The sequence below is a fragment of the Pseudomonas sp. UBA7500 genome, assembly GCF_002478435.1.
GTDB classification, from domain to species: domain Bacteria; phylum Pseudomonadota; class Gammaproteobacteria; order Pseudomonadales; family Pseudomonadaceae; genus Aquipseudomonas; species Aquipseudomonas palmensis.
The window spans coordinates 278,446-301,598 of the sequence record NZ_DLNW01000047.1 but is presented as its reverse complement, the minus strand read 5'-3'; the positions used below and the strand labels follow the sequence as shown (position 1 = coordinate 301,598).

The window sequence follows — 23,153 nt, the reverse complement described above, 5'->3', positions numbered from 1 at the left end:
CTCCTTAGACAATGCCTGTAGCGTAGAAGGTAGCGATCACCACGAAGACTGCCAGGGTCTTGATCAGGGTGATGCCGAAGATGTCCTTGTAGGCTTCGCGGTGGGTCAGGCCGGTCACCGCCAGCAGGGTGATCACCGCGCCGTTGTGCGGCAGGGTGTCCATGCCGCCGCTGGCCATCGCGGCCACTCGGTGCAGCACCTCCAGCGGAATGTTCGCCGCGTGCGCCGCACTGATGAAACTGTCGGCCATGGCCGCCAGCGCAATGCTCATGCCGCCGGATGCCGAGCCGGTGATGCCGGCCAGCAGGGTCACGGTGATGGCTTCGTTGACCAGCGGGTTGGGAATGTTGCGCAGCGCATCGGCCAATACCAGAAAGCCTGGCAGCGACGCGATCACCGCGCCGAAACCGTATTCCGACGCCGTGTTCATCGCCGCCAGCAGGGCACCATTGACCGCGCTCTTGCTGCCCTCTGCCAGGCGTGTGCGGATGGCGCCGAAGGCGCTGACCAGCACCAGCAGGATGCCCAGCAGCAGGGCGGCCTCGACCGCCCAGATGGCCGTCAGCTTGGCGATCTCGGTCTGTACCGGGGCGCTCATGCCGGGCAGGCTCAGGCTGTGGGTCTTGCCGTACCACGCCGGAATCCAGTGGGTGAACAGCAGGTTCATCACCCCCACCAGCAGCAGTGGCGACAACGCCAGCAGCGGGTGCGGCAGGGTCAGGTCGGCGGCGGTTTCGGGCTCGTTGCGCAAGTCGCTGCCGTAGCCTTCACCGGCGCGCTGCGCCTTGTTGCGCTGGCGCTGCAGGTACAGCATCCCGGTGCAGAACACGAACAGCGTACCGATCACGCCAAGCCAAGGCGCGGCCCAGGCGGTGGTGTTGAAGAAGGTGCTGGGGATGATGTTCTGGATCTGCGGGGTGCCCGGCAGGGCGTCCATGGTGAACGAGAACGCACCCAGGGCAATGGTGGCTGGTATCAGACGTTTGGGGATATCGCTCTGGCGAAACATCTCGGCGGCGAACGGGTACACCGCGAACACCACCACGAACAGCGACACCCCGCCATAGGTGAGCAGCGCGCACACCAGCACGATCACCAGCATGGCCTGGCGTGTGCCCAGCAGGCGAATGGCGGCAGCCACGATCGAGCGCGAGAAACCCGAGAGCTCGATCAGCTTGCCGAACACGGCGCCGAGCAGGAACACCGGGAAATAGAGCTTGATGAACCCGACCATCTTTTCCATGAACACCCCGGTGAAGGCGGGCGCGACGGCGGAAGGGTCGGTAAGCAGCACCGCGCCGAGGGCGGCGATGGGGGCAAAAAGAATCACGCTGTAGCCACGGTAGGCCGCCAGCATCAGCAGCGCCAGGGCTGCCAGGGCAATGATCACACTCATCGAGTGTCTCCTTGGGTGCATCTTGTTTTTGTTGGGATGCAGCCCTTAGCGAAGACCGTGCCATGTTAATAAGCTATTGATTTATATGGATAAATACTAATTCCAGTGGAATTTATCGAATGATTGTCTCTGGTTTGAGACTGGGTGTGCCGTGCGTGCGCTTGCAGCGCAGGAGGATCTGCCCACGGGGTCTGCCTGACACACCGCGCAAACAGGTCTATGACCGCGTTGTGCCGATTCATCAGCAAGGCCGTCTCCAGGTTGAGATGCCAGTCTCTCTATTGAGACTTTATCCCCAGAGCCGCCAGCTTCTTGTACAGCGTCGAACGCCCCAACCCCAGCTCACGCGCGGCCTGCGGCACATTTCCGGCGCAGCGGGCAAGGGCGTTTTCCAGCAACTGGCGCTCGAATGCTTCGCACGCCTGCCTGTAGTCGGTTATGGGGTCGGTGTCGACTGTAAGGGGCGTCAACGGGCCCAATGCCGATTGCACCTGGGCGGCAGTCAGTTGCTGCTGGTCAGCCATCAGCGTGGCCCGCTCCAACACGTTGCGCAGCTCGCGAATGTTGCCCGGCCAGGCATGTCGAGCCAGCAGCGCCTGTGCCGGTGCCTGCAGCTCATGGCGGCTGCCCAGCTCCTCCAGAATCGCCTCGCTCAACGCCGGGAGGTCATCGAGCCGGGCACGCAATGGCGGCACCTCGATCGGCAGCACGTTCAGGCGGTAATACAGGTCGGCGCGAAACTCCCCGCGGGCCATCGCTGCCGAAAGGTCGCGCGAAGTGGCAGCAATCACCCGCACATCGCTCTGCAGCATCTGGTTGGAACCCACCGGCTCGTATTCCTTTTCCTGCAGCACGCGCAGCAGTTTGCTCTGCAGCGCCAGCGGCATGTCGCCGATCTCATCGAGAAACAGCGTGCCGCCTTCGGCCACCTGCAGCTTGCCCGGCCGGCCCTTGCGGTCGGCGCCAGTGAACGCACCCGGCGCGGTGCCGAAGAATTCGGCCTCCAGCAGATCGTGCGGGATGGCGGCGCTGTTGATGCTGACAAACGGCTTGTGGGCGCGGGGCGAGGCGGCGTGGATGGCATGGGCGAGCAACTCCTTGCCCGTGCCGGTCTCACCCAGCAGCAGCACCGGCGAATCGCTGCTGGCCCCACGCCGCGCGCGGCGTTTGACCTCAAGGCTTGCGGCGCTGGTACCGATGAACTGCGCAAAGCTGTACTTGGCCTGGCGCGCACGCAGCAGCGAGCGGGTCGAGGCCAGTTCCTGCTGCATGCTGGCATAGCGCTTGAGCAGCGGCGAAAGGCTGTGCAGCTCATCGAACAGGGCAAAGCCGATGGCGCCCATCACCGCGCCCTCGGCATCGTGGATCGGCAGGCGCATCACCACCAGCGGCTCCTTGGGCGTGTCGAGCATGTCCAGCAGAATCGGCCGGCCCTGGGTGATCACGTCGCGCATCTGGCTGCCGGGGATCACTCTTTCGCACGGCTGACCAATGGCGGCACTGGCGTCCTCCAGGCCAAAGCGCCGTGCGTAGCGCTGGTTCATCCACACGATTCGTGCATCGCGATCGACGATGATCGTTCCCTCGCTGGATTGCTCGATGATCTCGAACAGCGAGCGGATCGCCAGTTGGCGCACGCGCTGGTAGTCCTTGAGGCTGTCACTGTCTTGCATGGGCCGCTCCGCCGTAATGAGGCTGCGATTATGCCCGTGGATCGAACGCCTCGCGCAATGCGTCGCCGATGAACACCAGCAGCGAAAGGATCAACGCCAGGGCGAAGAATGCGGTAAACCCCAGCCATGGTGCCTGCAGGTTCTGTTTGCCCTGGTTCACCAGCTCGCCCAGGGAGGCGCTGCCGGCGGGCATGCCGAAACCGAGAAAATCCAGTGCAGTGAGGGTCGAGATGGCCCCGGTGAGAATGAACGGAAGGTAGGTGAGCGTGGCGTTCATCGCATTGGGCAGAATGTGCCGCACGATCACCAGCCGATCGGGCAGGCCCAGCGCCCTGGCGGCCTGCACGTATTCCAGGTTGCGCCCGCGCAGGAACTCCGCGCGCACCACGTCCACCAGCGCCAGCCATGAAAACAGCGCCATGATTCCCAGCAGCCACCAGAAGCCGGGTTCCACAAAACCACTGAGAATGATCAGCAGGTACAGCACCGGCAGCCCCGACCACACCTCCAGCAGGCGCTGGCCGATCAGGTCCACCCAGCCGCCGTGGTAGCCCTGCAGGGCGCCGGCGGCCACGCCGATCACGGTGCTGATGGCGGTCAGCAGCAGGGCGAACAGTATCGACACGCGGGTGCCGTACAGCACCCGCGCCAGCACGTCGCGCGCCTGGTCGTCGGTGCCCAGCCAGTTGGTGGTGGTGGGTGGGCTGGGGGTGGGTACCTGCAGGTCGTAGTTGGGGGTGTCGGCGCTGAAGGGGATCGGGGCAAACAGCATCCAGCCACCCTGGCCCTCGATCAGCTGGCGCACGTACTGGCTGCGGTAGTCGGGCTGGAACGGCAACTGGCCGCCGAACTGCTGTTCGGTGTAGCGCTTGAAGGCGGGGAAGTACAGGCTGCCCTGGTAGCCCAGCAGCAGCGGCTTGTCGTTGGCCACCAGCTCCGCCCCCAGGCTGAGCAGCAACAGCAGCCCGAACGCCCACAGCGAGAACCAGCCGCGGCGATTGCGCCGAAAATTCGCCAGCCGGCGCCTGGACAACGGCGACAGGCGCCGCATCAGTGCTGCCTCGTGGCAAAGTCGATACGCGGGTCGACCAGGGTGTAGCACAGGTCGCCCAGCAGACGGATCAACAGGCCGAACAGGGTGAAGATGAACAGCGAACCGAACACCACCGGGTAATCCCGCGACACCGCCGCCTCGTAGCTCATGCGGCCCAGGCCGTCGAGCGAGAAGATCACTTCGATCAGCAGCGAGCCTGCGAAGAACACCGTGATCAGCGCCTGGGGAATGCCCGCCACCACCAGCAGCATCGCGTTGCGAAACACATGCCCGTACAGCACCCGACGCTCGCTCAGGCCCTTGGCCCGCGCGGTGACCACGTACTGGCGGGTGATCTCGTTGAGGAAGGCGTTCTTGGTCAGCAGGGTGAGGGTGGCGAAACCGCCGATCACCAGCGAGCCCACCGGCAGCACCAGGTGCCAGAAATAGTCGGCCAGCTTGCCGGCCAGGCTCAGCTCGGCAAAGTTTTCCGACACCAGCCCGCGCACCGGAAACCAGTTGAGCGAGGTCCCACCGGCAAACAGCACGATCAGCAACAGTGCGAACAGAAACGCTGGCAGCGCATAGCCGATCACGATCAGCGCACTGCTCCAGGCATCGAAAGCGCTGCCGTGGCGGATGGCCTTGCGGATGCCCAGCGGGATCGACACCAGGTAGGTGATCAGGGTGGCCCATAGGCCCAGTGAGAGGGTGACCGGCAACTTGTCCAGGATCAGGTCGGTGACCTTGGCACCGCGAAAGAAGCTGCTGCCCAAATCCAGCTGGGCGTAGCGAGTGAGCATCAGCCACAGCCGCTCGTGGGCCGGCTTGTCGAAGCCATACTGGCGTCTGATGGTCTCCAGCAGTTTGGGGTCCAGCCCGCGGCTGGCCCGCGAGTCGCTGTGCAGCGTGTCGCTGCCGGCCCCCGGCGCACCGCCGCCGATACCCTGCAGGCGCGCCACGGCCTGTTCTACCGGGCCGCCCGGTGCCGCCTGGATGATCACGAAGTTCACCAGCAGAATGATCAGCAGGGTGGGCAGTATCAGCAGCAGCCGGCGCAGGATGTACGCGGTCATGGCGCAGCCTCCAGGCGCTCGGCCATCTGCGCTGTGGTCAGCGGGGTGGGGCTGACCTCCCACCAGGTGTCCAGCGCCGGGTCATTGCTGGCTTGCACCCTGGGGATGCCGAAGCGGTTCCACCACACCGTGGAGGCGCCGGGCGGGTAGTAATTGGGGATCCAGTAGTAGTTCCATTGCAGCACCCGGTCCAGCGCATGGGCATGGCGCAGCATGTCGGCCGGGCTCGCGGCCTTGACCAGGCCGTCGATCAGGCTGTCCACCGCCGGGTCCTGCAGGGCCATGTAGTTGTTCGAGCCAGGGTCGGTAGCCGCCGCCGAGCCGAAGTAGCTGTAAAGCTCCAGCCCCGGCGAGGGCGACACCGGGTAGCCGGTGACGATCATGTCGTAGTCACGGGCCATCAGCCGGTTGACGTACTGGGCCGCGTCGATGCGGCGTATGTCCAGGGTGATGCCGATCTGCGCCAGGTTGCGTTTCCACGGCAGCAGCAGGCGCTCCAGGCCCGACTGGCCATTGAGGAAGGTAAAGCTCAGCGGCTCGCCCCGGGCATTGACCAGCTGATCGCCCTGCGGGCGCCAGCCGGCCTGCTGCAGCAGAGCGAGGGCTTGCAGCTGCTTGTCACGGATCAGCCCCGAGCCGTCGGTGCGCGGCGCCTCGAACACCCGGTCGAATACCTCGGCCGGCACCTGGGCACGCAGGGGTTCGAGCAAGGCGAGCTCTGCGCGGTCGGGCAGGGCGCGGGCGGCCAGTGCACTGTTGGCGAAGAAGCTCTGCTGGCGGATGTACAGGTTGCGCATCATCTGCCGGTTGCTCCATTCGAAATCCCACAGCAGGCCCAGTGCCTGGCGCACGCGCCGGTCCTGGAACACCGGGCGCTGCAGGTTGTACACATAGCCCTGGGCGTTCTGCGGCGCCCCTCGGGCCAGGTGCGCACGTTGCAGGCGCCCGTCGTCCAGGGCCGGGCCGTTGTAGCCGATCGAATAGCCGGTGGCGGAGAACTCGCGGTTGTAATCGTAACCGCCACCGCGCAGCACCTGGCGTGCCACGTCGGTGTCGCCGAAATACTCGATCTTCAGCTGGTCGAAGTTGTAGCGCCCACGATTGACCGGCAGGTCCCGTGCCCACCAGTCGCGGTTGCGCTCGAAGGTGATGCTGCGCCCGTTGTCGACCCGTGCGATGCGGTACGGGCCGCTACCCACCAGCGCCTGGAAGCCGCCGCCGTTGGTGAATGCATCCTGGTCGAGCGCGTGCTCGGGCAATACCGGCAGCGACGCCAGGTCCAGGGCCAGGGTACGGTTCTGATTGTTCTTGAAGTCGAAGCGTACCTGCAGGGGCGTCTCGACCACCACAGCAGCCACGTCGGCAAACTGCGTGCGGTACTTGAGATTGCCTTCACGCAGCAGCAGTTGGTAGGTGAAGCGCACATCCTCGGCACGCACTGGCCGGCCATCGGCAAAACGCGCACGCGGGTCGATGTAGAAGCGCAGCCACAGCCCATCGGCGCTGCGCTCGAGCTTTTGCGCGATCAGGCCGTACACGGTATAGGGCTCGTCCAGTGACCGAATGGCCAGCGGTGCATACAGCCAGCCGTCCACCTCGCTGACCCCGGTGCCCTTGTCGATGTAGGGCAGCACATGGTCGAAGCCGCCGATTTCCAGCGCCGAGCGACGCAGGCTTCCACCTTTCGGGGCTTGCGGGTTGACGTAGTCGAAATGGCTGAACGAGGCGCGGTAGCGGGGGGCTTCACCATAGACGGTGAGGGCGTGGCTGGGGGCGGCGATCAGGGTTTGCCAGGGAGGCAGCAGAAACAGCAGCGGGGCAAGGGCCAACAGCACAATGCGGGTCAAGCCCGCTCTCACAGGAGCGGGCCGACCCTCGGCACGGCCGGCAGATGCGGCCAAGACCGATCAGTCCTGGCGGCTGGTCACTTCCAGCAGGTGATAGCCGAACTGGGTCTTCACCGGGCCTTGAACAGTGTTCACCGGTGCGCTGAACACCACGGTGTCGAACTCCTTGACCATCTGGCCGGGGCCGAACGAGCCCAGGTCACCGCCCTGGCGGCTGGAGGGGCAGGTGGAGTTGGCCTTGGCGATTTCGGCGAAGTCGGCGCCGGCTTCGATCTGTGCCTTGAGTTCGTTGCACTTGTCTTCGCTGGCGACAAGGATGTGACGGGCGGTGGCTTTTGCCATGGAGAATGCTCCTGGTGAGTAAAGGTGCAGCCTAGCGCAATCGGCGCGCGATTTCCTCCCCCGGTGTGCACGTGCCTTGGCCGGGCACCTGGTATTTGTGTCAGTTGTGCGCCTCGTACATTTTGCCTTTGAATCATTTCCAGCCCATTCCCCCGTTCATACCTTTCGGGCTTCCTGGATTGGAGAAAACTTCATGACGAACAACTTGACTGCCCCCCGGACCCCATCGGGCTTGCAAACGGACATCGACCTGTTCAATGCCATAGTGGGAGAAACGCCGGCATTCGGAGGATTTGCAGCCGGCACCCAGGCCCTGCGGCGTATCTACATTCCAGGTTACATCACCCCGGTATACACCGAAGGCGCCCAGGTTGGCGTGAACAAGGGGGTCGTCAATTCGGTGCTCGGAATGCAGGCATACGTGCAGCCGTATCAGAACATGCTGGCGGGGGATCTGATCGAGGTGTTCTATGGCACCAGCAAGATCGCGGCGGTAAGGGTCAATGTCAGCGAGGGGGACGTCGGCAAGAACATCAAAACCACCATCCCGGCCAAAAATGTGCTGGAGGGCGTGCACGACCTCTACTATGTGGTCACGCGTGCAGGCTCCACCAACAAGGAGTCCTCGCTGGTGCTCAAGGTGCTGGTACGCCTCAAGTTCCCCGGCGGAAACGACCCTCAACCCGATTACCCCGGGCACTACAACCTGCTGCCACCGTTTCTGACCAGCCCTCCCATCGGTGGCGTGGTGGGTGAAGAAGACATCAAGGACCTCCTTGATGGCGAGCTGTATGGCGTGGAAGTCAGCGTACCGAAGTACACGAACATGCGCCAGTACGACACCATTCGCCTGAGCTGGGGCGGCTCGATCGTCGAGTACATCGTGCAACCTGACGAGGTGGGCAACGACCTCGTCATCGAGGTGGATGCCGAGCTCATCTACGAGGCCGGCGACAGCGAAAAGCTGGTACTTGTGTACTGGATCTGGGACGAAGTGTTCAATGCCGCAAGCGACTGGTCATTGCGCGCTTACATCGAGGTATCGATCGACCCCAACAAAATGTTGCCGCCCATCATCGTCAACCCAGACCCGCAAGCCGTGGAGGGCGACCCGATCGATGTGGCGCTGGTGGCGCAAGACGGCCTGGAAGTACAAGTGGCGGCGCTGCCGGTGTTCGGCTTCAAGGCAAGGGATGTGATTACCCTGTACTGGGTAGGCACCACGGCGCAAGGCCAGATCATTGCCCTGAATTACCCGCAAAAGTTGATCAGCCCCCGGATATTGGTATTCAAGATTCCTTATGCCCACGTGCAGATGCTGGCGCGGGGTTTTGGCAGGACCTGGTTCACCAGAAAGCCTGATAAAAGCGACGTAGTACAGACCTCCCGGCGGGTGGGCACAAGCTTTATCGGCGCTGCCGTCAAGTTGCCAAGCCCGCAAGTGACCGAAGCGGTCGACGGCGTGCTGGAGGCCACACTGGCAACGGCGACCGTGGTGGTACCGGCAGCGGCCCAGCTGGAGAAGGACGACTTCATCGAGATCACCTGGCGAGGCACCGGTTCCGATGGCAGCATGTTGCTCTACAAGGACACCAAAACGGTCACCAGCGCCAGCGCAGGAAAAGACATCTCGTTTGCCGTGAACGGGCCGCAGAACATTCAGCCGCTCAGCGGCGGTTCGCTCGAAGTCAGCTACACCGTAAGCCGGCAGGGCCTGGGGCGCCCTCTGGAATCACAGGCTCTCACGCTGCAAGTGGGCGTGGCGCAGTTGGAACTGCCGGCACCCAGTTGCCCGCAGGCACAAGACGGTGAACTGGATCCTGATGTCCCCGCCAGCGTCGATGTGATCATCGAGCCGTACACCGGAATGAAACTCAACCAGACCATCAGGGTGGTGTGGTCCGACGCGGGCGGTACCTTCTTCGACGATCTGATGACGGTGACCCAGAACAATCTTGACAAGAAAGTGATGTTCACCTTCGAGCACGCCGAGTGGAGCAACTACCTGACAGTGGCAGCCGATGTGTACTACCAGGTCTACGAAGCCGGCCAGCCGACTCGCGTGTCTGCCATGCTTTCGTTGCGTCGCAAAGAGCGCCAGTTACTGCTGCCCGACCCGGTGGTGGAGGGCGCGGTCAATGGCACGCTGCGCCCTGTGGGCGATGCAGTGGTCACGATCCCAGCCGAGGCCCAGCTCAAACATGGCGATGAAGTGGAACTGTTCTGGGATGGCGATGCCCCGCAAGGCTCGACGAGCGTCACCAGGCCAATTCTGGCAGATCAAAACGATAAACTTCAGATGCCCCCTATCGAAGCAAGGTACGTGCTGGCCAACATCGATGCCAATGTACGGGTCAAGTACGTGGTGTACCGCTTCGATGGCCGCGAGCAGACTTCCGGCACCGTCACGCTGCGGGTACAGCGTGCGGCGTTGCCGCTGCCGATATTCGTGCAGGCGACCGCCAACAACCAGCTGAACCCGGACGATGTGCGCAATGGTGCAACGTATCGGATCGACACCGTGGCCAGATTGCTGCGCGGTGACAGGGTGACCGTACTGGTGCAGAGCGAGCTGCCGGCAGGCAACTTCAACCGCACGATCGTGGTCACGGCGGGCGACGAGGGCAAGGCCCTCGACGTGTCGGTACCCTATGCCACGATCAACGCCAGCAATCGCACCACGATCAAGCTCGAGTACACGCTGCAGCGTAGCAGCGGCGGCCCGGAGGAACGTTCGCCGTCCAACAGCTATTTCGTCAACCGTGTGATAGGCAGCGGCAACCTGCGTATTTTCGGCGCCCGCTACGGCGCGAGCACCTACCGCGCCTCCAGTACCTCGCGAATTCTGAGCGCATTCAATGCGCAAAGCCTGCAGCCGATCCTCGCCGAATGGCGTTACCTGGACGAGCCCACCTGGACCGCAGGCACTACCTGGATGGACAAGCAGCCCTGGAAGGCGCTGCGCGTGCGCACGCAAACCGATGAGGTGCAGCTCAACCCGGCCAACATCATCGGCAACGGAATCGACGCCGCGGTCAATGGCAGTGCAGCGTTTGTCGCCCTGCGCAACGAACGCTCAGGGGAGCGCGATATCGTCGGCTGGGGCAGTATTGCCTACGGGGCAACTATTCCGCCGACATTGGTGGGCCGCGGCGACATCGCTGAAGTCAGTTGCACGCGCAGCGCGTATGCCGCACGCACGACCGATGGCACTGTGCTGTGCTGGGGCCAGGCGTTCGAGGGCGGTACCATGCCTCAAGGTGAAACCGGAAACTTCGTCGAAGTGCGCAGCAATGCCAGGGCGTTTGTCGGACGCAAAGCCGACGGTCGCCTCATTGGCTGGGGTGTGGGGCCCGAGGGTGCGACCATTCCGCCGGGGATCCTCAACCTGACGGATTTCACCGCTGTCTACGGTGCCGGCAGCGCTTTTGCAGCGCAGCGTGCCGACGGTTCGCTGGTAGCCTGGGGCAGTGCCGCCAACGGCGGCAACTTGCCCAAGAATATCGCCGACCTCAAGGACATCTACTACGTCAAGGGCAACTTTGCCGCCTTTGCCGCACGGCGCACCAACAATAGTGTCGTTGCCTGGGGCAATGCCGGATATGGCGGCACGTTACCGGCTGCAATCGCCGATTACACCGATATCGTCACCCTGGAGGGGGCCACGGCCCAGGCATTCAGCGCCTTGCGTGCCACCGGCCAGGTAGTGGCCTGGGGGGCTGGCAGCCATGGCGGCTCGGTGCCGCAAGAAATTGCAGCGCTGACTGACATCGTGGAGGTCACCAGCACCTGGCATGCCTTCTGTGCCCGGCGCAGGAACGGTGCGGTGGTGGCCTGGGGCAACGCGAACAACGGCGGCAACATGCCAAAGGCTGTGGCCGACCTGCGCAATGTCATTCAGGTCACCGGCAGCGCATGGGCGTTCGCCGCCCTGTGCAGCGACGGTACCGTGGCGGTCTGGGGGCGCTCTGAAGCCGGCGGCGATATCAGCCGGGTGTCCGACCAACTGAAGCATGTGCGTGCGGTGTACGCCAACTCCAACGGCTTCGCCGCATTGACGTCAGACGGGCGCGTGGTGACGTGGGGCCAACCGCAGGGCGGTGGCGACAGTTCGGTGGTGCAGGCGGCGCTGCGCAACAAGGTGACCACCGGCCACCGGGTAGATGTCAATGCCGAGGCCGACGGCGAATGGGCTGGCGCGCCACGCGCCTGAGGCTTTTGAGCGATATGACCCTGCAATCGGCGCTACCTGGCGCCGGTTGCCCACCTGCGGGAGTTTACGACATGACCGACTACACCGTGCCAAAGATGAACGATGTCAGCGAAGGGGCACTCGACCTCGGTACAGTGGGTGAATTCACCCGTGCAGAGGTACAAAGAAGTGCCAGCTGGTATCAGAAAGTGCTGAGGCTGTTTGTGCTTGACGAGCAGAACAAGGTGCTCTACGACGAGGTAAGGCCCACCCCGAACAACGACCGACTGGCGGTGTGGGAAAATATTGCGAAAAGCATATTGCTTGGCCGTGAGGGCCAACAACTGCGCGTGTATTACGAGGTCGACGGGGTGAAGTCGCAGGTACTGACATTCACCATCAAGGCGAACTTCGCTGCGCCTCTGACAGTCGACCTCAGCGGCCGCAACTACATCGTGTTCCGCACCGCCGCCGAGGTACCCAGCCCGCCGCCAGAAGTGCCTGACTATGCACAGTTCACCCGCACCACCGCACAGGCCGTCAACTACAAAAGCAGCAACACCGACGTTGCCCGTGTCGACAGCAGCGGCAAGGTCAGCCTGCTGGGCAATGCAGAGGATCCGCCGGTCACCATTACCGCACTGGACGCTGCCGGTGCCTCGATCGGCAGCTACACACTGACGGTCCGAGGGGTCAGGGGGTTGTACCTGTTGAGCTACGACCACGAGCTGCAGGCCCCAGGCGCCGCACTAGCCGCCACCAGCTATGGCCTGGACGTGCCGACAGCCGACGACTTCAGTCGCTTCAGCGCTGTGTACGCGGCGGCAAAAGACGACCTCGCGGGCTATCTGAACGCGCAGAACCTGGGCCTGCCGGACATGACGGAAAAAGGCTTTCTGGGTGTTGTTACTGATACGAGCGGCTCGCCCACCTACCTGGACCTGGCAACGCTGCAGGTAAGCAGCGCCAGCCCAAGCCAGAAAGGCTACGCGATAGGCATCAGCCAGCCCCACTGACTCCATGGCAGGAGCAACCGTTGATGGACGCAATCAGACGTACCTATGCGGCACTGGTGTTATGCGTTTGCGCGAGCATGTTCAATGCGCATGCATACACTACCCAACCTTCGGACCCAACCCTTCGCCTGCCCGAAGTGGCAGCCTTGCAGGGCGCCGAGCTGGACCCTGAAAAGGTACCGGCCACGGGGCTGAACATCACTGTCCAGGGGGTTGATAACGATAACGCGGTAGTACTGGCGTTCCAGACCACCTTGACGATCTACCTTGCCGATGCGCAAGGCCAGGCGATCACCACGATCAGTTGGCCGATCTCGGCGCGCAATGCCGGCAAACCCGTCACCTTGCCGATCGAAAAGCGCTATGTCGAGGCCAATGTCGGCAAGACCCTGCAGGTCTACTACACCGCGCAGGCGCCGCGCTCGGCGCCGCGCAGATCGGGCGTGGTCACCCTGCTGATCAAGGAAGGCTTCACTGCTGCACAGGCACTCAACCTGGCCAGCCGACGCTATGTCGTGTTCTTCGACGAGCACAACCTGGCCAGGACGCCACCGACCATTCCCGACTATGCCCGCTACACCCGTGCACAGCCAGGGGCCACCGGCTATAGCGTGGACAACACGGACATTGCCAGGGTCGATCCCGATGGACAGGTCTCGGTATGGGGCAATGGCGACATCACCGTCACTGCGCAGAACGCGGCAGGGGGCAGTTCCCGCTACGTGCTCAGTGTGCGCGGCGTGCGTGAGCTGCGCCTGCTCAGCTCGGCGTATCGATCCACCTGGGCACAAGCGCAGGCCAAGGCCCGCGACGAGGGCTACACCCTGCCGAGCAACGAGGATTTCGAGGCGCTGGCACGCCTCTACCCATCGCCGGCCAACAGCCTCGCCGAGGCACTGAACCTGGCTCCGTACCGGGTGTGGGGCAAAGGGCTGGGCGCACAGACGGCCGTGTACCTGGACCTCTACGACAACCTGGTCAGTTCCGAAGTCACGACAGAGTATGAGCTGGGCTACCCGGCCGGCATTCGTTGAACAGCGGCGCGCCATGGGAGGCGACCTGTATGAACGTTGCGAGCAAACTGATTTGTGGCATCGCATTGTGCGTTTTGCTGGGCAGCGCCCATGCCGTCGGGAGCCCGCAGGTAGCGATGCAGTTGAATGCGCGCTACAGCAGCACACCGGCACAGTGCGTAGGACGCGCACCGGCCTTTGCCTGCAGCGGCGTGTTGCTGCGCGCAGTGCCAGCCAGCGACGTCGAAACGTTCTGGAAGAAAGACGATGCCGCGCAACTGGTTTTTCTGCGCAAGGACCGCGCCCTTGACGGGCTGGCAGCACCTTCGGGGTTCGTGCTGTTCGACCGGCTGACGGCCGTGGGCCTGGGCAGGCCGTATCAGGCCGACAGCAGTGCCGGTGGCGTGGTGGTCAGTACCTGGAATGCCCAGGTGCCCGCGCAATTGCCCATCCAGGCCATCTTCTACGACGTCACCCGGGCCGGTGCCCTGGCGGCAGCCCAACGCAGCCAGCGCGCCTACTTCGACGCCACGGCCCAGTGGTTGCCGGTGGTGCGCCTGCACCTGGGCGATGGCAATGGTCTGGTGTTCGGTTTCAGCCAGCAGGATCAGCTGGACAATGGCTACAGGGTCACCCGGCGCCTCAACCAGCGTTACGCCGACACCCGGCCTGGCTGTATCAGCGGCCGCTCCGGGTTCGATTGCAACGGGGTGCTGTTGCGCTCGACAGGCACGGGCAATTTCAAGGCCTGGAATCCGGCCCCCCGTGCGCTGAAGAACGGCGGTGTGTCCTTCAGCTACCTGCGCAGTGACATGGCCATCAAGGTGGTGGTGTGGCCGCAAGGCTATCTGATTCGCGAAACCGCCGCCCCTGTAGTACACACTCTGCCTGCCGCATGCCTGTACGTCGCCGACGGCGCCACGCACGATGCGGTGTCAACCAACACCTGCACCTTTCGTGGCTGGTGCGACGAAAAACAACCGCCCGTGAACAGCGTCGCCACCTGGTCCGCCTCCACTGCTGGGAATCGGTTCAGAAGCTGTGCGTTCCGCGCCGACGCCACGGCCTTGCAACTGATGGTCGAGATTCGCCAGAAAGTCCCGGGGCTAACCGGTTGGAATGAAATCATGGTCCCTACCTGGCCGCAGGACATTGCAGCGCAATTGCCGATCGAAGCGTTCTTCTTCAGCGCCACTGCGCATTACCTGGGGCAGGTGGGGGGTACCAACGGCCTGGCCGGGGGGCAGTCGTTCCAGCAGGACTACTTCAAGGAGACCAGCCGCTGGCTACCGCTGGTCAAACTGGACGTGCAGGCCGCCAATCGGCAGCCCTTCACCTATGACCCCGCTGTGCAGCAGCTCAAGTGAGGTGCACACACATGGGCATCTTGAGACTGTGCGGTGTGCTGGCGCTGTGCGCCTGCCTTGCGCCGGTGCACGCGCAGGAAGGCACCCGCACGGCGCAGTGGCTCAATGCACGCTTCACCAACACGCCGGAACAGTGCGTGGGCAGAAGTCCTGCCTTCGTCTGCAGCGGCGTACTGGTGCGCAGCGTACCGCAGAGTGCGAACGCAGATTTCTGGACGCTCAAGGACGTTGCCGGCAGCGACCTGCGCTTTGTCTTCCTGCGCAACGACCGCAGCATGGCGGGCCTGGCGCTCGGGTGCGGCTACCTGCTGTTCGATGGTCTGAGCGCAGCAGCGCTCGGCAAGGCTTTTCAGGCTGTGCAAGACCCGGTATCGCCCGGGGCGGTCCTGGTGTCTGGCTGGCAGGCACAGGCGCCGGCGCAGCTTGCCATCCAGGCACTGTTCCATGACAGCGCGCAGGCCGGGGGCCTGCGCTGTGCTCAGCGCAATCAGTTGGCCTATTACCAGGCCACCGGTCTCTGGCTGCCGATCCTGCGGATTGCGCCTGGCGATCCGCAGGCACAGGTGTTCGGCTTCGCACAGCAAGAGCAGCTCTACAATGGCAGGCGCGTGGCCGAGCGCCTTGAGCACCGCTATCGGGATGCCTTGAGCGGGTGCCGCGACAAGCAGGCAGCCGCCTACTGTCGCGGGGTGCTGATCCGCGCAGTGAATGGCGCCTCCGGTTTTCACGCATGGAACCCCAGCAGCAACTCCGTGACACGCAACGGCGTGTCGTTCTCCTACATACGTGCCGATGTCGGCACGCAGCGCCTGGCCGGTACCGAAGGGCTCATCTACCGCGAGCTTGCAGCACCCGCACGCCAGACACTGGTACTGCGCTGTGCCTACCCGGCCAATGCCAGTAGCAGCGCCATCCCCAACAGCTGCCGGGCCAGCTGCGCCTCGCAGAACATCAACAGTGTCAGCGCCTGGCGCAGCCGCTATGGCGCCAGCCCCGTCAGCAGTTGCGCCTTCGACCCCAGTGCTGAGGCCTTCGAGTTGAACATCGAAGTGCGTGCCCATGGCGGCGCCTGGAACGAAATCATCATCGCGCCCTGGCCGCAGAACATCGGCCCGCAGCTCACACTCGAGGCTGCATTCCTTATCCGTGGCAGTGGCGGGCTGAACGGTGCCCGGTACATCCAGCGCGATTACTACCAACAGGCCGGCAAGGTCATTCCTGTGCTACGGGTCGATCTGACGGCGGCCAACGGCCAGGTGTTCGCCTTCGACCCCCTGGACCAGAACCTGTGACAACGCAAGGCATAGGGCATGGAGCTAACCAGGGGGCTTCACTGCGACCGACAAGCGTGGCAGCACGGCGAGCTACGGAGTGAGGTGAGCAATCGTACCTGAAACCCTCTGCTGGCACTGCCTTCTCGGGGCGGGCGGGCGAGTACGAACCAGGCTATCCAAGCTGATATCCACTGATCGCAGCCACGCTGCCAAGGAGTCGACGATGAGGAACCTGATGCGTTCACTGTGCCTGGGCTGCACCTTGTGCCTTGTACAGAGTGCAGCGTATGCCCTTGGGGGTGCACAAACCGCCGCGCTGCTGAATGCGCGCTACGCCAGTACCGCGTCCCAGTGCGTGGGGCGCGCACCTGCCTTTGCCTGCAGCGGCATCGTGCTGCGCACGCTGATGCCCAACCAGGCCGAGAAGTTCTGGGTGCCTGACGCCGCCGAAGGCACCGACATGCGCTTCATCTTTGTGCGCAAAGACCATGTGCCGACGACATTGGGCTCGGGCGCGGGGTTCTTGCTGTTTGATCGCTTTACGGCGCTGGCCCACGGCAAGCCGTACCAGGCCACCCAGCCAGCGGCCAACCTGGGCGAGGTGGTGGTGAACGGCTGGAATGCGCAGGCGCCGGGGCAACTCGCGATCCAGGGCGTGTTCTATGACCCCGGGCAAGCCGGCAGTCTGTTGCGCGCCCAGAGCAGCCAACGCGATTACTTCCAGGCCACCGGTACATGGCTGCCGCTACTGCGCTTGCAGCTTGGCGAACCGCAGGGGCAGGTCTTCGGCTTCAGTCAGCAAGACCAACTGGACAATGGCTACCGGGTGGCGGCACGGCTCAACACACGCTACCTCGACACCGGCAATGGCGACGACACCTGCCGGGGCAATCGGGGCGCCTTCTACTGCCGTGGTGTACTGCTGCGCACGACCGATGTCGGCAGCTTCCGTGCGTGGGATCCGAGCCCCGGTTCGGTACGCGGCAATGGCGTGTCCTTCAGTTATTTTCGCGCCGACAGCAAGGTGCTGCGTACCTACAAGCCGCAGGGGCTGGTGATACGCGAAGAAGCGGCGCCAGCGACCATACCCTTGTCTCTACGGTGCGTGTTCCCCTTCGATGGTGGCACTAGCGGGCGGGCCGATATGTGCAACTTCCGGCCTTCCTGCGCCTCAGTGGGGGTCGATTCGGCAGCGGCATGGTTGGCGCGCTACCGTGGCAGCCCGTACACAAGTTGTTGGTTCTCCCCGACGGCGCAAGAATTTCGGGTGGCCAACGAGATCCGCCAACAGCTCACCGAATTTCATGGCTGGAATGAATTGATGGTCGCGGCCTGGCCCGCCGGTGCGCCGCTTGGATTGCCGCTTGAGGCGCTGCTCTACAGCACGGTCTCTTACGTGACGGGCAATGGCCTGGCAGGTGGCAAGCGGTTCCAGACCGACTACTTCGCCGATACGGGCCGTACCTTGCCGTTGCTTCAGTTGCGCCCGATGCCCACAGATGGACGCCTGTTCATCTACGACCCGAACGATCAGGCCCTTCGGTAATCGACGCGACAGCGGCCAACCCACTGCCCCTGGTCAAGCTGGGCCGGCAGGACCAGAACGTCTGACCTGCCTGCCCCTTAACATTCTGCCTATGTGAGGGGGGCCGAAGCGCCCTCGTCGGGGCGGCAGGTGTCTACCCGCGTTGGCTAATGGCCGCTTCGCTCAACAAGGCTTCTGTGGCCCCCCAGCCCAGGCAGCCATCGGTGATCGATACACCGTAGCGCAGGGGGGCCTTGCCCAGTGCCTGGCAACCCTCGAACAAATGGCTTTCGAGCATCATGCCGATGATCGAGCGGTCACCCTGCAAGCGTTGCTGCAGCACCTGATTGAACACTTGAGGTTGGCGCAGTGGGTCCTTGCCGCTGTTGGCATGGCTGCAGTCCACCATCAGGCGTGGGCGGATGCCGGCCTTGTGCAGGCCCTGGCGTGCCTGCTCCAGGCTGGCGGCATCGTAGTTGGGGCCCTGGTGGCCGCCGCGCAGCACCAGGTGGGTATCAGGATTGCCAAGGGTCTCGACGATCGCTGGATGCCCCTGGGCATCCAGCCCGAAGTGGCGGTGGGCATGCGCGGCACTGCGGATGGCGTCGCAGGCGATACCCACGCCGCCGTCGGTGCCATTCTTGAATCCGACCGGCAGCCCCAGGCCGCTGACCATCTCGCGGTGAATCTGCGATTCGGTGGTGCGTGCCCCGATGGCCGCCCAGCTCAGCAGGTCATCGAAGTAGCCTGCTGCCATCGGCTGCAGCAGTTCGGTAGCCACCGGCAGGCCCCGTTCGAGCATGCCCAGCATCAGCTGGCGAGACAGTGCAAGGCCACCCTGCATGTCATCGCTGCCATCCAGGTGCGGGTCGTATGCCAGGCCTTTCCAGCCCACCGTGGTGCGGGGCTTTTCGACATAGGCACGCATCACCAGCAACAACTGGTCATCGACCTGGCGGGAGAGGGCAGCCAGGCGTTCGGCGTATTCGAGGGCGGCGTGGGGGTCGTGCAGCGAGCAGGGGCCGACAATCACCAGCAGGCGATCATCCTCGCCGTCGAGAATCGCCTTCACCGCCTGGCGGTGGCGCTCGACCTGGCCGCCAAGGGCGCTGGACAAGGGCAGTTGCTGCTTGAGCTGAAACGGGCTGGGCAGGCGCAGGTTGAGGCTACTGTTGGCTGCGACAGCCTGGGGTTGGGACAGGTTCAGGGCTTGGGTGGACGCTTGCATGGTCGGTTTTCCTTGGGCGGAAGGCGGGTTCGGTCCCGCGCCTTCGGCCCTAGCGAGATGTTCGATTTCGTGTCGGTGTTTGCGTGCCACCTGTACTCGACCGGTCGGAGGCGGCTGGCTGGCCCGAACGGCAGTGGCTAAATCGCCAGGCAAGGCTTTGGTAACGGTAATAGGTGCTGTGGTTCATGCTGCAATCCTCATCGATGTCGGTGGTGTACGGCGCCCAAAACAAAACCCCCGGTGGGCAGGGCCGACCGGGGGTTGAGTATTCTCGTGTTCGGCGGCCCTGGGAGTGGGCGCCGGTGTGGGTATCAGCGGCGCCTGTGGCTAAACCAATACCCAAAATAAAAGCCGCTGGCAGGCAGTGCCGCGCACGCAGGCACAGCCGCCAGGTGCGATACGCGACCTGTGTGCAGTGCTTGAGTGAGGGAAATAGACGACATGCTGTGCTCCAGTTGATTGCCCGAGCTTACTTCAGGCGCGCAACTGGATGCAACCGGCAAATGGCGTTAGGCTTGCGCCCGATTGCTGGCGCCGGAGCGTTGTCAGCGCACGCCGCACAGACGTGCATACCACCACATGGAGTCTCCCGATGCATGTGAACGACTACACATCGGCCATTACCACCCGCACCACCGGTGCAAGCCCCCTCCCTACCAGCCTTGGCATCAACCATGGCAACAGCAGCAGCGCCAGGGCCCTGAATGCCTACGCCGGGCAGGATACCAGCAGTGTCTCCAACCTGGCCCGTCAACTGGCCGCAAGTGCCACCCGTGCCAGCGAGCGCGATACCGGCCTGAGCCATTCGGCACTCGGTGCGTTGGCCAGGTCGCTGCTCGACAAGATTACCGGCGCTGCGTATTCGGCCAACAAGGCCGCCCACGACAAGGAAGTACCGGCCACCGATGACCCCGAGCTGCTGGCCCGGGCCGAACAGGCCACTGCGTTCGTGAACGCGACGCTGACCGTGGGCAGCAAGACCGTTGAAAACCCGTTCGCCGGCCTGTCGCGCGAGCAGCTGGCGCTGATCACCTACGATGACAGCGGCACCTTCACGGTCAACGAACGGCGCGCCGCGTTCGAGGAGTCCACCCGCCAGGAGCAGGCGTGGCGTCGCGAGATCAGCGACAAGGCGCAGCAGGAATACAACACCACCGGCCGCATGACGGACTTCTTCAAGCAAGTGCAGGCTCACTACAACAGCCTGCCGGCAATCGAGAAGGCTCAGTATCCGGCTGACTATGCGGCGCAGGTGCAACAGCACATCGATGCCGACATCAACTACAAGGCGCAGAACGCCAAGGACATGATCGTTCCCATGACCCTGGCCGAAACCCTGTTGACGATGGGGCCGGTGGGCAGCGGCAAGACCCTCGCGCTGCCCGGCGCCGGCTGATCAGCGCCGCAGATAGGCGGTAAAGTCGATATCGCCGGCACTGAGAATCGCCTGCACCCGGTTGTGCACGTTGAGCTTGCGCAGAATCGCCGAGACATGGGCCTTGACCGTGGTCTCGGCGATATCCAGGTTGTAGGCGATCTGCTTGTTCGACTCCCCCTTGGTCATGCGCTCGAGCACCAGCAACTGCTTGCGGGTGAGCGCCTGCAGCAGCTCCGGGGCAAAGCCTGCATGCTCGCTCTGGTTGCGCCGGCCGGTGCTTTTTTGCGTGCGGATGATGTCGGGCGGCAGGTACACGTTGCCGTTGAGGATCTGCTCGATGGCATCGGTCATCTGCGAGCGCGGCGACGACTTGGTGATGAACCCCACCGCGCCATAGGTGATTGCCTGCAGCACCACCTGTTTGTCCTGCTCGGCCGAGACGATCACCACCGGGATCGTCGGCGCCTCGTTGCGCAGGTTGATCAGCCCGCCAAGGCCATGCATGCCGGGCATGTTCAGGTCCAGCAGGATCAGGTCCAGGTCGTCATGCTGGCCGGTCAGGCTCAGGGCGCTGTCCAGGTCGGCGGTTTCCATGACCTCGCTGCCAGGGAAGCCGTCAGTGATGACGTTGTGGATCGCTTCGCGAAACAGCGGGTGGTCGTCGGCGATCAGAATCTTGTACATGGCTTTGCACCTTATTGTTGTGGTTGACCGCTAGGCAGACAGTAGTCAGGGGAACGCTTCGGGTGTCGCGGGGTGTACCGGCAGCCCGGCATTCTCCCAGGCATCCAGGCCATCACGGTACCAGTACAGCCGCGTGTAGCCCAGTGCATCGGCGCGCTTGACCGCATTCCAGCTCAGCCAGCAATCGGAGCGACAGTAGAAGACGATGGCGCGCTGCTTGTCGCCATGGCTCAGGCGTTGCAGGTGGCGGCTGAAATAGCGGGCCCAGGCGTTGTCCAGCTGGCCATCGCCGGTGTTGGCCAGCCAGTGGCTGTGGGGGAGGTTGGCATGCGGCTCGCTGTCGATGAACCGGCCATGCAGCCAGGGGCGCTTGTACACGTCGATCAGCAACGGCGGGGGCTGCTGTTGCAGCAGAGCCTGCAGCTGCGCGGTATCGAGGGTCTGCGCCGGCGGCGCCTTATCGGGGGTAGGGCTGCGGTACAGGGTGGCGCGGTAGCCGTCGGCAGTGAACAGCGCCGTGTCGGCGCTGGCGGGCACCGCCAGGGTCAGGCAGGCAGAAGCGAACAAGGCACGCAGCAGCATGGTCGGCAGTCTCGTTTTTGTTATGCCTGGTATTACAGGCCAGTACTGGCGCTTTGTGAATGCGACCATCGACAGCGCGGGCAGTACCAAAGTAGTAGCGGCCGTGCTCGCCAGCGGCTCTAGCATGGGGTATAGCCACTACAGGAGTACTGCGCGATGGGCATCTTGCTGGTCGACGACCACCCGATGATCCGCCTGGGCCTGGCCCACTTTCTGGGCGAAGGGCTCAATGGCCTGCCAGTTCGCGAGGCCGGCAGCGGCGAGGAGGCCCTGCAGCAGGTGCAGGAGGAACTGCCCGGCCTGGTAATCATGGACTTCGACCTGCCCGGCATCAGCGGCCTGGAAACCACCCGGCGCCTGCGTCAGCGCCTGCCGCAATTGCGCGTGCTGTTTTTCAGCGAACACACCGAGCTGGGCCTGGTTCGCCAGGCACTGGACGCGGGGGCCTGCGGGTTTCTGTCCAAAGCGGCAGCGCCGGCGGTGGTGCTTGAAGCCGTGCGCCGGGTACTGGCGGGGCATGCCTACATCGAGCAACCGCTGGCCACCCAGCTGGCCTGTCAGCCGCACCCGGGGCAGGGTGGCGGCAATGCTCGCCTGCAGGGGCTGACCCAGCGCGAGATCGAAATCTTCCTGATGCTGGCCAAGGGCACGCCGACCCGGTTGATAGCCCAGCAGCTGTGCATCAGCGCCAAGACCGTCTCCAACTACCTGACCTTGCTCAAGAGCAAGCTGCAGGTCAGCTCCCATGCCGAACTGGTGCACCTGGCAATCGAAGCCGGCCTGCTGCGTATAGCGGCGTAGGCTGTGTACGCAGGCACCTAGTCCCAGGTGCTCGGGCAACCCTGGCAGCCTTCCATGTTGCTGTCCTGGAAGTTGGCGTAGTGCTGGCGAGTGCCGCGCAGGTCGGCTTTCTCCAGGTTGCTTTCACCGAACTTGGCTTCCTGCAGGTTGGCATCGGCCAGGTTCGCACCCACAAGGTCGGCCCTGCTCAGCCAGGTCATTTCCAGGTCGGCGGCTTGCAGGTTGGTATTGTGCAGCTTGGCGCCGGACAGGCGGGCAAACTCCAGGTAGGCGGCGCTGAGGTTGGCACCATTGAAGTTGGCGCCCTGGGCGTACATGCCCCAGGCCTGGACCGCGATCAGCGTGGCATCGGTGAAGTTGGCCACGCGCAGGTTGGTTTGCTGCAGGCTGGCACGGGTGAGGTTGGCGCCTTGCAGGTTGGCTTTCTCCAGGTTGGCCAGGTCGAGCTTGGCGTGACGCAGGTTGGCGCCACGCAGGTCGGCACCGGCCAGGTTCATCTTGCGCATGTCCTGGTTGTTCAGGTCGGCGTTCTGCAGGTTGGCGCCGGGGCACTGGCTTTCAGGCTGGATTATGCAGCCGTTGATCTTCAGCGGCTGTGGTTCCAGTTCGTCGTCGGCAGCAAAAGCCGGGGACAGGGCGACGGCGAGCACTAGGGGCAGATACTTCATGGGAATCTCCTTGGCAGTTTGAAAGCAGACGCGGGTCAAGCCCGCTCCCACAGGTTTG

The 23,153-nt window shown here is 63.9% G+C and carries 18 protein-coding genes; 8 read left to right on the top strand and 10 right to left on the bottom strand.

Annotated elements, in window-relative coordinates; all coding sequences use genetic code 11:
• Window positions 1-4: 4 nt before the first annotated feature.
• The 6 genes from B4I46_RS20375 to B4I46_RS20350 all read right to left on the bottom strand — a co-directional run bounded on the left by B4I46_RS20375 (window position 5) and on the right by B4I46_RS20350 (window position 7,367).
• On the bottom strand, window positions 5-1,396 hold the full coding sequence (locus B4I46_RS20375; RefSeq protein WP_058540163.1) for a GntP family permease: 1,392 nt from the start codon (window positions 1,394-1,396) through the stop codon (window positions 5-7).
• A gap of 278 nt (window positions 1,397-1,674) precedes the next feature.
• Window positions 1,675-3,069, bottom strand: a complete 1,395-nt coding sequence (locus B4I46_RS20370; protein WP_286901558.1) for a sigma-54 interaction domain-containing protein — start codon at window positions 3,067-3,069, stop codon at window positions 1,675-1,677.
• Window positions 3,070-3,097: 28 nt separating this feature from the next.
• Window positions 3,098-4,120 carry an ABC transporter permease gene (locus B4I46_RS20365; RefSeq protein WP_104572438.1) on the bottom strand — a complete coding sequence of 341 codons (1,023 nt, stop codon included), beginning with the start codon at window positions 4,118-4,120 and terminating at the stop codon, window positions 3,098-3,100.
• Window positions 4,120-5,178 carry a microcin C ABC transporter permease YejB gene (gene yejB, locus B4I46_RS20360; protein ID WP_054914540.1) on the bottom strand — a complete coding sequence of 353 codons (1,059 nt, stop codon included), beginning with the start codon at window positions 5,176-5,178 and terminating at the stop codon, window positions 4,120-4,122. The genes B4I46_RS20365 and yejB overlap by 1 nt, the downstream gene beginning before the upstream one ends.
• Window positions 5,175-7,016: an extracellular solute-binding protein gene (locus tag B4I46_RS20355; RefSeq protein ID WP_286901616.1), complete on the bottom strand. Its 1,842-nt coding sequence runs from the start codon at window positions 7,014-7,016 to the stop codon at window positions 5,175-5,177. Before B4I46_RS20355 ends, yejB begins: the two co-directional genes overlap by 4 nt.
• A 69-nt stretch (window positions 7,017-7,085) precedes the next feature.
• Window positions 7,086-7,367 carry a peptidylprolyl isomerase gene (locus tag B4I46_RS20350; RefSeq protein ID WP_043860171.1) on the bottom strand — a complete coding sequence of 94 codons (282 nt, stop codon included), beginning with the start codon at window positions 7,365-7,367 and terminating at the stop codon, window positions 7,086-7,088.
• Between the two features lie 76 nt (window positions 7,368-7,443).
• On the opposite strand from B4I46_RS20350, the gene B4I46_RS20345 reads away from it, so the two are divergent.
• From B4I46_RS20345 to B4I46_RS20320, 6 genes are all read left to right on the top strand, one after another.
• Window positions 7,444-11,580, top strand: coding sequence for an RCC1 domain-containing protein (locus B4I46_RS20345; RefSeq protein ID WP_286901554.1), 4,137 nt, complete (start codon window positions 7,444-7,446; stop codon window positions 11,578-11,580).
• Complete coding sequence (locus tag B4I46_RS20340) at window positions 11,556-12,575, top strand: hypothetical protein (protein ID WP_286901552.1); 1,020 nt, start codon at window positions 11,556-11,558, stop codon at window positions 12,573-12,575. Before B4I46_RS20345 ends, B4I46_RS20340 begins: the two co-directional genes overlap by 25 nt.
• A gap of 23 nt (window positions 12,576-12,598) precedes the next feature.
• Window positions 12,599-13,609, top strand: coding sequence for a hypothetical protein (locus B4I46_RS20335; protein ID WP_286901551.1), 1,011 nt, complete (start codon window positions 12,599-12,601; stop codon window positions 13,607-13,609).
• A gap of 116 nt (window positions 13,610-13,725) precedes the next feature.
• Entirely contained in the window at window positions 13,726-14,955 is a 1,230-nt protein-coding gene (locus tag B4I46_RS20330) for a hypothetical protein (RefSeq protein ID WP_286901549.1), read from the top strand.
• An 11-nt stretch (window positions 14,956-14,966) separates the two neighbouring features.
• Window positions 14,967-16,247 (top strand): hypothetical protein, encoded by a 1,281-nt coding sequence (locus B4I46_RS20325; RefSeq protein ID WP_286901547.1) that lies wholly within the window; start codon window positions 14,967-14,969, stop codon window positions 16,245-16,247.
• 373 nt (window positions 16,248-16,620) lie between these two features.
• The gene (locus tag B4I46_RS20320; RefSeq protein ID WP_153002429.1) at window positions 16,621-17,775 is read left to right on the top strand and encodes a hypothetical protein; all 1,155 of its coding nucleotides are present in this window, start codon (window positions 16,621-16,623) and stop codon (window positions 17,773-17,775) included.
• 133 nt (window positions 17,776-17,908) lie between these two features.
• Here B4I46_RS20320 and B4I46_RS20315 read toward each other — a convergent pair whose 3' ends face one another.
• Complete coding sequence (locus B4I46_RS20315; RefSeq protein WP_274096324.1) at window positions 17,909-18,982, bottom strand: 3-deoxy-7-phosphoheptulonate synthase; 1,074 nt, start codon at window positions 18,980-18,982, stop codon at window positions 17,909-17,911.
• A 592-nt stretch (window positions 18,983-19,574) separates the two neighbouring features.
• On the opposite strand from B4I46_RS20315, the gene B4I46_RS20310 reads away from it, so the two are divergent.
• Window positions 19,575-20,378 (top strand): hypothetical protein, encoded by an 804-nt coding sequence (locus tag B4I46_RS20310; RefSeq protein WP_286901542.1) that lies wholly within the window; start codon window positions 19,575-19,577, stop codon window positions 20,376-20,378.
• Here B4I46_RS20310 and B4I46_RS20305 read toward each other — a convergent pair whose 3' ends face one another.
• Window positions 20,379-21,044: a response regulator transcription factor gene (locus B4I46_RS20305; protein WP_043860164.1), complete on the bottom strand. Its 666-nt coding sequence runs from the start codon at window positions 21,042-21,044 to the stop codon at window positions 20,379-20,381. It abuts the gene before it with no gap.
• A gap of 45 nt (window positions 21,045-21,089) precedes the next feature.
• The gene (locus B4I46_RS20300) at window positions 21,090-21,626 is read right to left on the bottom strand and encodes a PQQ-dependent catabolism-associated CXXCW motif protein (RefSeq protein ID WP_043860163.1); all 537 of its coding nucleotides are present in this window, start codon (window positions 21,624-21,626) and stop codon (window positions 21,090-21,092) included.
• 156 nt (window positions 21,627-21,782) lie between these two features.
• Between B4I46_RS20300 and B4I46_RS20295 the strand changes: the two genes are divergently transcribed.
• On the top strand, window positions 21,783-22,427 hold the full coding sequence (locus tag B4I46_RS20295) for a response regulator (protein ID WP_043860162.1): 645 nt from the start codon (window positions 21,783-21,785) through the stop codon (window positions 22,425-22,427).
• Window positions 22,428-22,444: 17 nt separating this feature from the next.
• Here the strand turns inward: B4I46_RS20295 and B4I46_RS20290 are convergent, their stop codons facing one another.
• Entirely contained in the window at window positions 22,445-23,095 is a 651-nt protein-coding gene (locus tag B4I46_RS20290) for a pentapeptide repeat-containing protein (protein ID WP_043860161.1), read from the bottom strand.
• Window positions 23,096-23,153: the final 58 nt, after the last annotated feature.

Coding starts and splice junctions, on each gene's coding strand:
- B4I46_RS20335 (WP_286901551.1), top strand. CDS start 12,599: ATGGACGCAATCAGACGTACCTATGCGGCACTGGTGTTATGCGTTTGC.
- B4I46_RS20370 (WP_286901558.1), bottom strand. CDS start 3,069: ATGCAAGACAGTGACAGCCTCAAGGACTACCAGCGCGTGCGCCAACTG.
- B4I46_RS20350 (WP_043860171.1), bottom strand. CDS start 7,367: ATGGCAAAAGCCACCGCCCGTCACATCCTTGTCGCCAGCGAAGACAAG.
- B4I46_RS20290 (WP_043860161.1), bottom strand. CDS start 23,095: ATGAAGTATCTGCCCCTAGTGCTCGCCGTCGCCCTGTCCCCGGCTTTT.
- yejB (WP_054914540.1), bottom strand. CDS start 5,178: ATGACCGCGTACATCCTGCGCCGGCTGCTGCTGATACTGCCCACCCTG.
- B4I46_RS20330 (WP_286901549.1), top strand. CDS start 13,726: ATGCAGTTGAATGCGCGCTACAGCAGCACACCGGCACAGTGCGTAGGA.
- B4I46_RS20365 (WP_104572438.1), bottom strand. CDS start 4,120: ATGCGGCGCCTGTCGCCGTTGTCCAGGCGCCGGCTGGCGAATTTTCGG.
- B4I46_RS20375 (WP_058540163.1), bottom strand. CDS start 1,396: ATGAGTGTGATCATTGCCCTGGCAGCCCTGGCGCTGCTGATGCTGGCG.
- B4I46_RS20325 (WP_286901547.1), top strand. CDS start 14,967: ATGGGCATCTTGAGACTGTGCGGTGTGCTGGCGCTGTGCGCCTGCCTT.
- B4I46_RS20315 (WP_274096324.1), bottom strand. CDS start 18,982: ATGCAAGCGTCCACCCAAGCCCTGAACCTGTCCCAACCCCAGGCTGTC.
- B4I46_RS20300 (WP_043860163.1), bottom strand. CDS start 21,626: ATGCTGCTGCGTGCCTTGTTCGCTTCTGCCTGCCTGACCCTGGCGGTG.
- B4I46_RS20295 (WP_043860162.1), top strand. CDS start 21,783: ATGGGCATCTTGCTGGTCGACGACCACCCGATGATCCGCCTGGGCCTG.
- B4I46_RS20305 (WP_043860164.1), bottom strand. CDS start 21,044: ATGTACAAGATTCTGATCGCCGACGACCACCCGCTGTTTCGCGAAGCG.
- B4I46_RS20340 (WP_286901552.1), top strand. CDS start 11,556: ATGGGCTGGCGCGCCACGCGCCTGAGGCTTTTGAGCGATATGACCCTG.
- B4I46_RS20310 (WP_286901542.1), top strand. CDS start 19,575: ATGCATGTGAACGACTACACATCGGCCATTACCACCCGCACCACCGGT.